Origin of the sequence: Streptomyces maremycinicus (assembly GCF_001184025.1) — a bacterium.
Classification (GTDB): Bacteria; Actinomycetota; Actinomycetes; order Streptomycetales; family Streptomycetaceae; genus Streptomyces; species Streptomyces maremycinicus.
In genome coordinates this window covers 358,470-370,248 of the sequence record NZ_BBYG01000011.1, presented here as the reverse complement: position 1 = coordinate 370,248, position 11,779 = coordinate 358,470, and the positions used below count along the sequence as shown (strand labels likewise).

The following is an 11,779-nucleotide window of genomic DNA, read 5'->3' as shown; positions in this document are numbered from 1 at the left end:
GTCCCGCAGGGGGGCTCCGGCCCGGGCGGGCCCGGCCCGGGCGGGGTCAGGGCATCAGCTGGTAGTCCGGGAAGTTGCCGGGCAGCCGCTCCCCCGTCGGTCCCAGCGTCACCGCGCGCACCAGCAGCTCCCCGCCGACGAACGCGCCCCGCCAGGACGCGCCGAAACCGCCGAAGAGCTCGTCGCGGTCGCCGCGGGAGCGGGCCGTGCCGTGGCCGACCTTGAACGCGCGGATCTGCGGTGCCAGTCGGTCGTAGGTGCTCCGGTCGTCCGTGGACAGCGTGGCGACGAGTGCGCCGTTGGACGCGTTCATGGCGGCCAGCAGCTCCGCCTCGGTGTCGACCAGGACGATGGTGTCGACCGGGCCGAACGGCTCCGCGTGGTGCAGCGGCGAGGACGGCGGCGGCCCGAGGAGTGTGACCGGCTGGACGTACGCCGAGGTGTCCTGGCCGGGCAGGAAGCGGGCGTCGGCCGGCCTGCCGCGGTGCAGCGGGACCGCGCCCCGGTCGATGGCCTCGGCGATCTGGTCGTGCAGTTCCTTCGCCTTGGCCGCGTTGATCACCGGTCCGAAGTCCAGCCGGGGGTACGGGTCGTCACGCTTCTCGACGGCCAGCGGGTGCCCGACGGTCAGGGTGCGCACCGCCGGGAGGTAGGCCGCCAGGAACTCGTCGAACAGGGCGCGCTGGACGACGAATCGCGGGTACGCCGTGCACCGTTGTTTGCCGTAGTCGAAGAGCCTGGGCACGACGGCGGAGAGGGTGTCCCAGTCCGAGTAGTTCCAGATGCCCCAGGTGTTGAGTCCTTCTTGTTCGAGGACGTGCCGTTTGCCGAGGTCGGCGACGGCGGTGGCCACCGCGGCGCCGGTGTCGCGGCCGCCGACGAAGGAGACGCAGCCGATCTCGGGCGCGCGGACCAGTGCCGGGGACAGCTCGCCCCCGCTGCCGCTGAGGAGGGTGACCGGGACACCCTCCCGCGCGGCGAGCGCACAGGCCAGCGTCAGACAGGCGACGCCGCCGTCGGTCGGGGTCTTGGCGATGACCGCGTTGCCTGCCAGTGCCTGTACCAGCAGTGCGTGAACGAGCACGCTCATCGGGTAGTTCCAGCTCGCGATGTTGGACACCGGACCGTCGAGCGGCGCCCGTCCCTCCAGCATGGGTTCGATGCCGTCGACGTACCAGCGCACGCCGTCGACGGCCCGGTCGACATCGGCCTGCGCGAGCCGCCAGGGCTTGCCGATCTCCCAGACGAGGAGGAGGGCGAGGAGTTCGCGGTGTTCGGCGAGGGCGTCGAGGGTGGCGGCGATCCGGGCCCGCCGTTCCCCGAGCGGAACGTGCCGCCAGGCGTGGTGCTGGTCCAGCCCGGCGCGGACGGCCCGGTGGGCGGTGACCCCGTCCAGGCGGGGCGGTCCGGCGATCGGGCTGCCGTCGACCGGGCTGGTGGCGGGCAGCGTCCGGCCGTCGGCCCGCCAGGTGGCGTTCCAGAGGTTGAGGACACGGTCGTCCCGGAAGGCCTCGGGGGCGACGGCGAGGCACCGCCGCCAGGTGTCGGGCCAGGACGTGCCGGATTTGAGGGTGAGGGTGGTCGGCATGTGGGCTCCGCTCTCGGTGCACGGTCGGGGGCGGGGTGGTGCGGGTCGTGGAGTCGCCGACGGGTCGCGGTGACTCCACCAGGTGATGGGACGTCACGCGTCGTCGGGCGGGTGCCTCGGGTCAGGGCCCTTCGTCCAGCACGGCGAGCGCGAGGCGCGCCGTCTCGGCCGGTGTGGCGCCCACCCGCACCCCCGCGGCCTCCAGCGCCTCCTTCTTCGCCTGCGCCGTCCCGGTGGAGCCGGAGACGATCGCTCCCGCGTGCCCCATGGTCTTGCCCTCGGGCGCGGTGAAGCCGGCGATGTAGCCGACGACGGGTTTGGTGACGTGGTCGCGGATGTAGGCGGCCGCGCGTTCCTCCGCGTCACCGCCGATCTCGCCGATGAGGACGACGAGATCGGTGTCGGGGTCCTCCTCGAAGGCGGCCAGACAGTCGATGTGGCTGGTGCCGACGACCGGGTCACCGCCGATGCCGACGCAGGTCGAGAAGCCGATGTCCCGGAGCTCGTACATGAGTTGGTAGGTGAGCGTGCCGGACTTGGAGACCAGACCGATACGGCCGGGCTCGGTGATGTCGGCCGGGATGATGCCCGCGTCGGACTGGCCGGGGGTGATCAGGCCGGGGCAGTTGGGGCCGATGACGCGTGTTCCGCGTGCCGCGGCGTGGGTGACGAAGGCGACGGAGTCGTGGACCGGGACGCCTTCGGTGATGACGACGGCGAGTCCGATCCCGGCGTCGGCCGCCTCGACGACGGCGGCCGCGGTGAAGGCCGGCGGCACGAAGACGACCGTGACGTCGGCGCCGGTCTCCCGCATCCCGTCGGCGACCGATCCGAAGACCGGCACCGGCACCGGCACGGGCGCGCCGCTCAGGCCGTTCGGGCTCTGGGGGACGTCGAAGTCGACGGTCCGGCCCGCCTTGCGGGGATTGACGCCGCCGACGATGTTCGTGCCGGCCGCGAGCATGCGCCGGGTGTGTTTCATTCCCTCGGCGCCCGTCATGCCCTGGACGAGGACCCTGCTCTCCTTGGTGAGGTAAATGGCCATGGCGTCGTCTCCTCAGACTGCGGTGGCGAGTTCGGCGGCACGGCGGGCGGCGCCGTCCATGGTGGTGGCCTGCTGGACCAGCGGATGCCGGCGGGCGTCGAGGATCTCCCGCCCCCGGGCCGCGTTGTTGCCGTCCAGCCGGACGACGAGCGGTTTGGTCAGCCGTACGGTGTCCAGGGCGCGCACGATGCCGTCGGCGACCGCGTCGCACGCGGTGATGCCTCCGAAGACGTTGACGAGGACCGATCGCACGGCGGGGTCGGAGAGGACGACCGACAGGCCGTCGGCCATGATCTCGGCGGAGGCGCCGCCGCCGATGTCGAGGAAGTTGGCCGGGCGGGCGCCGCAGCCCGCGACGACGTCGAGGGTCGACATGACGAGTCCGGCGCCGTTGCCGATGATGCCAACCTCGCCGTCCAGTTTCACGTAGTTGAGGCCCTTGGCCGCGGCCGCCGCCTCCAGCGGGTCCCCGTGCTCCGTGCTCTCCGCACCCCAACGGGACTGGCGGAAGGATGCGTTGTCGTCGAGGGTGACCTTCCCGTCGAGGGCGAGGATCTGCCCCTGCCGGGTGCGGACGAGCGGGTTGACCTCGACGAGGAGGGCATCCTCCCGGATCAGCACCTGCCACAGCCGGACGAGTACGTCCGCGGTCTGCGCGGGCAGTCCGGCCGCCGCGGCGATCTCGCCGGCCTTCGCCGAGGTGACGCCCTGCGCCGGGTCGACGGGGATGCGGGCGACCGCCGCGGGACGGGCGGCGGCGACCTCCTCGATCTCCGTGCCTCCCTCGGCGGAGGCGATCGCGAGGAAGCGGCCGGCCGCGCGGTCCAGCACGTAGGAGACGTAGAACTCCGTCTCGATGTCGACGGGCCGGGCCAGCATCACGGTGCCGACCGGGTGTCCCTTGATGACCATGCCGAGGATCTGCCGGGCCGTCAGTTCGGCCGCGGCCGGATCGGCGGCGAACCGGACGCCGCCCGCCTTGCCCCGGCCGCCCGTCTTCACCTGGGCCTTCACCACCACTCGCCCACCGAGCCTGCGGGCGATCTCGCGCGCTTCCTCGGGCGAGTCGGTCACCTCGGCCCTGGGGACCAGGATGCCGTGTTCCGCGAAAAGTTCCCTTGCCTGGTGTTCGTACAGGTCCATCTCGGATCCCGTCTGTGAAGTCGAATCCGGAGTCCGCCGAGCCGTCGCGAGGCGGCCGGACTCCGATGACCGAAAGTGCCGCACGCCCCCTGGACACCACCCACCGGATGCGGGATAACAAGCTTCATACAGTATTCGTCGACTGTATGCAATGTACCGCGAGAGCCTTCCGACCCCCTACGAAGGGACAGGACTTCGCCATGCCCGACGACACCCAGGACGTGATCTCCGGTGGTCATCTCGTTGCCAAGGCGCTCAAGGCAGAGGGGGTCGACCGCATCTACACCCTGTGCGGCGGCCACATCATCGACATCTACGACGGCTGCGTCGACGAGGGCATAGAAGTCGTCGACGTACGCCACGAACAGGTCGCCGCCCACGCCGCCGACGGCTACGCGCGCATCACCGGCAAGCCCGGCTGCGCCGTCGTCACGGCGGGACCCGGCACCACCGACGCCGTCACCGGGGTCGCCAACGCCTTCCGCGCGGAGTCCCCGATGCTGCTGATCGGCGGTCAGGGCGCGCTCACCCAGCACAAGATGGGGTCGCTCCAGGACCTGCCGCACGTCGACATGATGACGCCGATCACCAAGTTCGCCGCGGCCGTACCGGACACGGCGCGCGCCGCGGACATGGTGTCGATGGCGTTCCGCGAGTGCTACCACGGCGCGCCCGGCCCCGCCTTCCTGGAGATCCCGCGCGATGTCCTCGACGCCAGGGTGCCGGTGGCGAAGGCCCGGGTGCCGAAGCCCGGCGCCTACCGCGCCTCGACCCGCTCGGCAGGCGACCCCGAGGCGATCGAGAAGCTCGCCGACCTGCTCGTGCACGCCGAGAAGCCCGCGATCCTGCTGGGCAGCCAGGTGTGGACGACCCGGGGTACCGAAGCCGCCATCGAGCTGGTGCGCACCCTGAACATCCCCGCCTACATGAACGGCGCCGGCCGCGGCACCCTGCCCCCCGGCGACCCGCACCACTTCCAGCTGTCCCGCCGCTACGCCTTCTCGGGCGCCGACGTCATCGTGATCGTCGGGACGCCCTTCGACTTCCGGATGGGATACGGCAAGCGGCTCTCGCCGGACGCGACGGTCGTCCAGATCGACCTCGACTACCGCACCGTCGGCAAGAACCGCGACATCGACCTCGGGATCGTCGGCGACGCCGGACTGGTGCTGAAGTCGGTGACCGAGGCCGCTTCCGGGCGCCTCGACGGAGGTGCGTCCCGGCGCAAGGAGTGGCTCGACGAGCTGCGCGCGGCGGAGCAGAGCGCCCTCGACAAGCGGCTGCCGCACCTGCGGTCGGACGCCTCCCCCATCCATCCCTATCGGCTGGTCAGCGAGATCAACGACTTCCTCACCGAGGACTCGATCTACATCGGCGACGGCGGCGACATCGTCACCTTCTCCGGTCAGGTCGTGCAGCCCAAGTCGCCGGGCCACTGGATGGACCCGGGTCCGCTGGGCACGCTCGGCGTCGGCGTCCCCTTCGTGCTGGCGGCCAAGCAGGCACGGCCCGACAAGGAGGTGGTCGCCCTCTTCGGCGACGGCGCGTTCTCGCTCACCGGCTGGGACTTCGAGACCCTCGTGCGCTACGACCTCCCCTTCGTCGGCATCGTCGGCAACAACTCCTCCATGAACCAGATCCGTTACGGCCAGGCCGCCAAGTACGGCCCCGAGCGCGAGCGGGTCGGCAACACCCTCGGCGACGTCCACTACGACAAGTTCGCCCAGATGCTGGGCGGTCACGGCGAGGAGGTGCGCGACCCCGCCGACATCGGGCCCGCGCTGCGGCGGGCGCGGGAGTCCGGGAAGCCCTCGCTGATCAACGTCTGGGTGGACCCCGACGCGTACGCCCCCGGAACGATGAACCAGACGATGTACAAGTGAGGTGCCCCCGATGACCCCCATGACAGGAACGGCCGGCAAGGCTCTCGAAGGCATTCGCGTCCTCGACATGACGCACGTCCAGTCGGGCCCGTCCGCGACCCAGCTGCTCGCCTGGCTCGGCGCGGACGTCGTCAAACTGGAGGCGCCCTCGGGTGACATCACGCGCAAGCAGCTGCGCGACCTCCCGGACGTCGACTCCCTCTACTTCACGATGCTCAACTGCAACAAGCGGAGCATCACCCTCAACACCAAGACCCAACGCGGCAAGGAGATCCTCACCGAGCTGATCCGGCGCTCCGACGTCATGGTCGAGAACTTCGGCCCGGGCGCGGTCGACCGTATGGGGTTCACCTGGGACCGCATCCGGGAGATCAATCCGCGGATCGTCTATGCCTCCATCAAGGGGTTCGGGGAGGGCCCGTACACCGGCTTCAAGGCGTACGAGGTCGTCGCGCAGGCCATGGGCGGGTCGATGTCGACCACCGGCTTCGAGGACGGGCCGCCGCTGGCGACGGGGGCCCAGATCGGGGACTCGGGGACGGGTGTGCACGCCGTGGCGGGGATCCTCGCGGCGCTGTACCAGCGCGAGAGCACCGGGCGTGGGCAGCGGGTCAACGTGGCCATGCAGCACGCCGTGCTCAACCTGTGCCGGGTGAAGCTGCGGGACCAGCAACGCCTGGCACACGGACCGCTCGCCGAATATCCCAACGACGACTTCGGCGACGAGGTTCCCCGGTCCGGAAACGCGTCCGGCGGCGGCCAGCCGGGCTGGGCGGTCAAGTGCGCGCCGGGCGGACCCAACGACTACGTGTACGTCATCGTGCAGCCCGTCGGCTGGCAGCCGCTCAGTGAGCTGATCGGCCGGCCCGAGCTGGCCGGCGACCCCGAGTGGGCGACGCCCGAGGCCCGGCTGCCCAAACTCGGCAAGATGTTCCAGCTGATCGAGGAGTGGTCCTCGACGCTGCCCAAGTGGGAGGTGCTGGAGCGGCTCAACGCCCACAACATCCCGTGCGGGCCGATCCTGTCCACCAAGGAGATCATCGAGGACGAGTCGCTGGTCGCCAACGAGATGGTGGTCCGCGTGCCGCACCCGCGGCGCGGCGAGTTCGTGACCGTGGGCAGCCCCCTCAAGCTCTCCGACTCCCCCGTCGAGGTGACCGCCTCACCCCTGCTCGGCGAGCACAACGCAGAGGTGTACGTCGGCGAACTCGGCCTCGGGGACGAGGAGCTGCGCCTGCTCGAGTCGAACGGGGTGATCTGACGTGATGGCCGAGGACCGGACGCCCCGGGTGCGCGCGCTGCTGGACGCGGTGCGGGCCGACGGGCGGACCGCGCTGACCGCGCCCGAGGGCAAGGTGATCGCCGACGCGTACGGGATCGCCGTACCGGGCGAGGAGCTGGCGAGGGACGTCGAGGAGGCCGTCGCCTACGCGGCGCGCTTCGGGGGTCCCGTGGTGATGAAGATCGTCTCGCCGGACATCCTGCACAAGACCGACGCCGGCGGAGTGGTCGTCGGGGTGGAGGGCGCCTCGGACGTTCGGGCGGCGTTCCACCGGATCGTCGGGAACGCGCGCGCTTACGACGCGGACGCCCGGGTCGAGGGCGTGCAGATCCAGGAGCTGCTGCCGAAGGGCCAGGAGGTCATCGTCGGGGCGGTCACCGATCCGACGTTCGGCAAGATCGTGGCGTTCGGGCTCGGCGGGGTGCTCGTCGAGGTGCTCAAGGACATCACCTTCCGGCTGGCCCCGGTGGACGCCGACGAGGCGCTGTCCATGCTGGACTCGATCCGGGCGGCGGAGATCCTGCGCGGTGTGCGCGGTCAGGCCGGGGTGGACCGGTGGGCGGTCGCCGAGCAGATCCGCCGGGTGTCCGAGCTCGTCACGGACTTCCCCGAGATCGCCGAGGTGGACCTCAACCCGGTGATCGCCACGGCCGGGGGCGCGACGGCCGCGGACATCCGCGTGATCCTGTCCGACACACCGGTCAAGGAGCGCCGGCACCACACGCGCGCGGAGATCCTCACCTCGATGCGCCGGCTGATGCAGCCGCGTTCCGTCGCCGTGATCGGTGCCTCCAACGAGCAGGGCAAGATCGGCAATTCGGTGATGCGCAACCTCGTCGACGGCGGTTTCGCCGGGGACATCCATCCGGTGAATCCCCGGGCCGATGACATCTTGGGCCGTAAGGCGTACAAGAGTGTCACCGACGTTCCCGGAGAGGTGGATGTGGCGGTCTTCGCGATCCCGGCCAAGTTCGTGGCCTCGGCCCTGGAAGAGGTGGGACGCAAAGGCATCCCCAACGCGGTGCTGATCCCCTCCGGCTTCGCGGAGACCGGCGAACACGCCCTCCAGGACGAGATCGTGGCCATCGGCGAGCGCTACGGCGTCCGGCTGCTCGGACCGAACATCTACGGCTACTACTCGACCTGGCAGGACCTGTGCGCGACGTTCTGCACCCCGTACGACGTCAAGGGCGGAGTCGCGCTGACCTCGCAGTCCGGTGGCATCGGGATGGCCATCCTGGGTTTCGCGCGGACCACGAAGACGGGCGTGTCGGCGATCGTCGGGCTCGGCAACAAGTCGGACCTGGACGAGGACGACCTGCTCACCTGGTTCGGCGAGGACCCGCACACCGACTGCATCGCGATGCACCTGGAGGACCTCAAGGACGGCCGCGCCTTCGTCGAGGCCGCCCGGGCGACCGTACGGAGGAAGCCGGTCGTCGTCCTCAAGGCGGGCCGTACGGCGGCGGGCGCGCGGGCGGCCGGCTCGCACACCGGGGCGCTCGCGGGCGACGACGCCGTCTACGACGACATCCTGCGGCAGGCGGGCGTCATCAGGGCGCCGGGCCTGAACGACATGCTGGAGTACGCGCGCGGGCTGCCGGTGCTGCCCACCCCCAAGGGCGACAACATCGTGATCATCACGGGCGCGGGCGGCAGCGGGGTGCTGCTGTCGGACGCCGTGACCGACAACGGTCTCACCCTGATGGACATCCCGCCGGACCTGGACACCGCGTTCCGCGCGTTCATCCCGCCCTTCGGGGCGGCGGGCAACCCGGTCGACATCACCGGGGGCGAGCCGCCGTCGACGTACGAGGCGACCGTCCGGCTGGGACTCGAGGACCCGCGCATCCACGCGCTGGTACTCGGTTACTGGCACACGATCGTCACTCCCCCGATGGTCTTCGCGGAGCTCACCGCGCGCGTGGTGCGCGAGTTCCGCGAACGCGGCGTGGAGAAGCCGGTCGTGGCATCGCTCGCGGGTGACGTGGAGGTCGAGGAGGCCTGCCAGTACCTCTACGAGCGGGGCGTCGTGGCCTACCCGTACACGACCGAGCAGCCGGTGGCGGTGCTCGGCGCCAAGTACCGGTGGGCGCGCGCGGCGGGGCTGTTGGGGGGCGGTTCATGACGTGACCCCGGCGCGGGGCCGGCCGACGGTGCGCGTCGGCCGGCCCCGGGACCCGAGCGCACACGAAAGGCATTGGACAGGGGGCGCTGGCCAGAACTTTCGACGCAAGGGGTGCTGAGCGATGACAACCACCGACTACTCCCCGTCCCTCCCCTACCGGGAGGTGACCGACCGCAACGGCCGTGTGTACCGGATCGGCGAGAGCGACCGGGACATCATGGGGCGACCACGCTGGACCATGGTGCTCTTTCCCTGGATGGGCATGCTGGGCATCAGCTCCTCGGAGTACGCGTTCACGTCGGCCGAGGACACACTGCACGACGCCCACCTGTGGAGCAGTGGGCACATCTTCTGGCTGATGGGCGTCTGGGTGTTCTTCCAGGCGGCCGTGGCCTTCCCGGCCGGGCAGCTGCGGGAGAGCGGCAGGCTGCCCGCGCGGTACGCGATGATGCTCGGCGCGCTGGGCACGCTCCTGGGCTACCTGTCCCTCGCGTACGCGCCGCACGTCACCGTCGCCTACCTCGGCTTCGGCATGTGCAGCGGCATCGGCGCCGGCCTCGTCTACGCGACCTGCGTGAACATGGTCGGCAAGTGGTACCCGGAGCGCAAGGGCGGCAAGACCGGCATGGTCAACGGCGGTTTCGCCTACGGCTCCGTGCCCTTCGTGTTCCTGTTCACCTCGTACATGGACCTGAGCAACTACAAGGGCGTGCTGGTGGCGGTGGGCCTCGTGTGCTGCACCGTCGTGGCCTGCGCGGGCTGGTTCTTCAAGGACCCGCCGAAGAACTGGTGGCCGGCGCACGTCGACCCGCTCAGGCTCACCGACGACCCGAAGATCCGCCGGGCGCTCCAGAAGAACCCGCCGGCGATGAAGCAGTACACCCCCAAGGAGGCCGCGCGTACCCCCGTCCTGTGGATGATGTGGTTCTGTCTGCTGTGCACCGCCGGGATCAACATCTTCGGTATCGCCTTCCAGGTGCCGTTCGGCAAGGACATGGGCTTCGCCGGGGGGATCGTGGCCACGGCGATGTCCCTGAAGGCGATCGTCAACGGCACCGGGCGCGGCATCATCGGGTGGATCTCCGACCGCTACGGACGGCGCCACACCCTGATCATCGTCTGTCTCGTGCTCGGTACCGCACAGTTCGGTGTGCTGGTCTCCGGCCAGATGGGCAGCATGCCGTTCTTCCTGTTCTGCTCCATGGTCTCGGGCTTCGGCGGCGGCGCGATCTTCCCGCTGTTCGCCGCGATGACCGCGGACTACTTCGGTGAGAACAACAACGCCAGCAACTACGGCATGGTGTACAGCTCCAAGCTCATCTCGGGCCTCGTGGGTTCCGGAGTCGGCTCGATCGTGGTCGGCGCGTGGGACTACGAGGGCGCGTTCGTCCTGGCGGGCTGCATCGGGCTCGCCTCCGCGGTACTGGCGCTGTTCCTGAAGTCACCCGGCAGTCCCGCGTCCACGCGTCGTATCGTCCCCAACCCGCAACCGCTCGGTGAGGAAACAACCTGACCCGACGGCGTGGGGCCGCTTCGGCCGTGGTGTCGTGGGCCGACGGTGCACGCGCGTGTGGAGGCCCACCCCGTCGTCCGCCGGGGTGGGCCTCCACACGCGCGTGCGTCCGCTCAGCGCGGGGTGCGCCGGGTGCTCAGCACTTCTCGCGCAACGCGTGCAGGTGCGCGCTCGACTTCCGCGCGAAGGCGAACGACTCGACCGGGTTGTCGTGCTCGGCCTGCCAGTGGTGGGCCAGACGCTCTCCGCGCAGCCGGGTGACCGCGGAGATGAACCGCTGGTAGTCGATGTCCCCGTCCCCGACGTCGGTCATCCGGTACCCGAACTCGTTCGACGGGTCGCTGACTCCGTCCTTCACATGGAAGAGCGGATAGCGATGCGGCTGCCGCAGTACGTAGTCCAGTGGCTCGAAGGGCGCCGCGCTGCCGTCGGGCCGCTTGGAGAAGCGGAACTGGCCGGCGTACGCCCAGAAGATGTCCATCTCCAGGAACACCAGGTCGGGGTCGGTCTCGGCGAGCAGGACGTCGTAGAGACGGACCTTGGGGTTGTCGGTCGCGAAGCCGAACTCGTCGGAGTGGTTGTGCTGGTAGAACTTCATGCCGCGGGCCCGCGCGGCGGCTCCGTACGTGTTGAACTCCTCGGCCGCGCGCTTCCACGCGTCGACGGTGGAGCCGTAGCGGAACGGGCCGGAAGCCGTGCCGATGTGCTTGAGTCCGAGGGCCTGGGCGTCGTCCAGGACCTTGGTGAGGTTCTGGGCGAAGGTGTAGGCGTTCGGGTCACTTGAGTAGTAGCCGACGTGGCTGCCGATCGGTGTCAGACCGTGGTCGCGCGCCAGCCTCTTGAGCCCGGCGAGCGTGATGGGGCCCGCGGAACCCTGGGTGTAGCCGGCGAACTCGACCTCGTCGTAGCCGTATTTCCGCAACTCGGCGAAGACGGGGGCGAAGCCCAGCGTGGAGACCTTGTCGCGCAGGCTGTAGAGCTGGATGCCGAGCCGGCCGGGAGGCAGGACGGGACGGCCGCGCCCGGCGGCGGAGGGGCCGGCGGCGGGTGCGGCGCCCGCCGGTGAGGCGGCGGCCCCCAGCAGCGCGGCCGCGGTGGCGCCCGCGGCGACGCCGAGCATGCCTCGTCTGGTCAGGCGGTGGGTGAGTTCGGGGTCGATGTCGGAGATGCGGCTCATGTCTGGAACTCCTCGGGATC

8 protein-coding genes are annotated in these 11,779 nt (G+C 70.5%); 4 read left to right on the top strand and 4 right to left on the bottom strand.

Annotated elements, in window-relative coordinates; all coding sequences use genetic code 11:
* Positions 1 to 46: 46 nt before the first annotated feature.
* From AOQ37_RS12080 to sucC, 3 genes are all read right to left on the bottom strand, one after another.
* The gene (locus AOQ37_RS12080; protein WP_062644096.1) at positions 47 to 1,588 is read right to left on the bottom strand and encodes an aldehyde dehydrogenase family protein; all 1,542 of its coding nucleotides are present in this window, start codon (positions 1,586 to 1,588) and stop codon (positions 47 to 49) included.
* Positions 1,589 to 1,709: 121 nt separating this feature from the next.
* Positions 1,710 to 2,633 (bottom strand): succinate--CoA ligase subunit alpha, encoded by a 924-nt coding sequence (gene sucD / locus AOQ37_RS12075; RefSeq protein ID WP_062644094.1) that lies wholly within the window; start codon positions 2,631 to 2,633, stop codon positions 1,710 to 1,712.
* A 12-nt stretch (positions 2,634 to 2,645) separates the two neighbouring features.
* On the bottom strand, positions 2,646 to 3,776 hold the full coding sequence (sucC, locus tag AOQ37_RS12070; RefSeq protein WP_062644092.1) for an ADP-forming succinate--CoA ligase subunit beta: 1,131 nt from the start codon (positions 3,774 to 3,776) through the stop codon (positions 2,646 to 2,648).
* A 200-nt stretch (positions 3,777 to 3,976) separates the two neighbouring features.
* Between sucC and AOQ37_RS12065 the strand changes: the two genes are divergently transcribed.
* The 4 genes from AOQ37_RS12065 to AOQ37_RS12050 all read left to right on the top strand — a co-directional run bounded on the left by AOQ37_RS12065 (position 3,977) and on the right by AOQ37_RS12050 (position 10,582).
* Positions 3,977 to 5,659 carry a thiamine pyrophosphate-binding protein gene (locus AOQ37_RS12065; protein ID WP_062644091.1) on the top strand — a complete coding sequence of 561 codons (1,683 nt, stop codon included), beginning with the start codon at positions 3,977 to 3,979 and terminating at the stop codon, positions 5,657 to 5,659.
* Positions 5,660 to 5,678: 19 nt separating this feature from the next.
* Entirely contained in the window at positions 5,679 to 6,920 is a 1,242-nt protein-coding gene (gene frc / locus AOQ37_RS12060) for a formyl-CoA transferase (protein WP_062644488.1), read from the top strand.
* A gap of 4 nt (positions 6,921 to 6,924) precedes the next feature.
* Entirely contained in the window at positions 6,925 to 9,069 is a 2,145-nt protein-coding gene (locus AOQ37_RS12055) for an acetate--CoA ligase family protein (protein WP_062644486.1), read from the top strand.
* A 121-nt stretch (positions 9,070 to 9,190) separates the two neighbouring features.
* Complete coding sequence (locus AOQ37_RS12050) at positions 9,191 to 10,582, top strand: OFA family MFS transporter (protein WP_062644089.1); 1,392 nt, start codon at positions 9,191 to 9,193, stop codon at positions 10,580 to 10,582.
* Between the two features lie 136 nt (positions 10,583 to 10,718).
* Here AOQ37_RS12050 and AOQ37_RS12045 read toward each other — a convergent pair whose 3' ends face one another.
* Complete coding sequence (locus tag AOQ37_RS12045; protein ID WP_062644088.1) at positions 10,719 to 11,759, bottom strand: sugar phosphate isomerase/epimerase family protein; 1,041 nt, start codon at positions 11,757 to 11,759, stop codon at positions 10,719 to 10,721.
* Positions 11,760 to 11,779 lie beyond the last annotated feature (20 nt).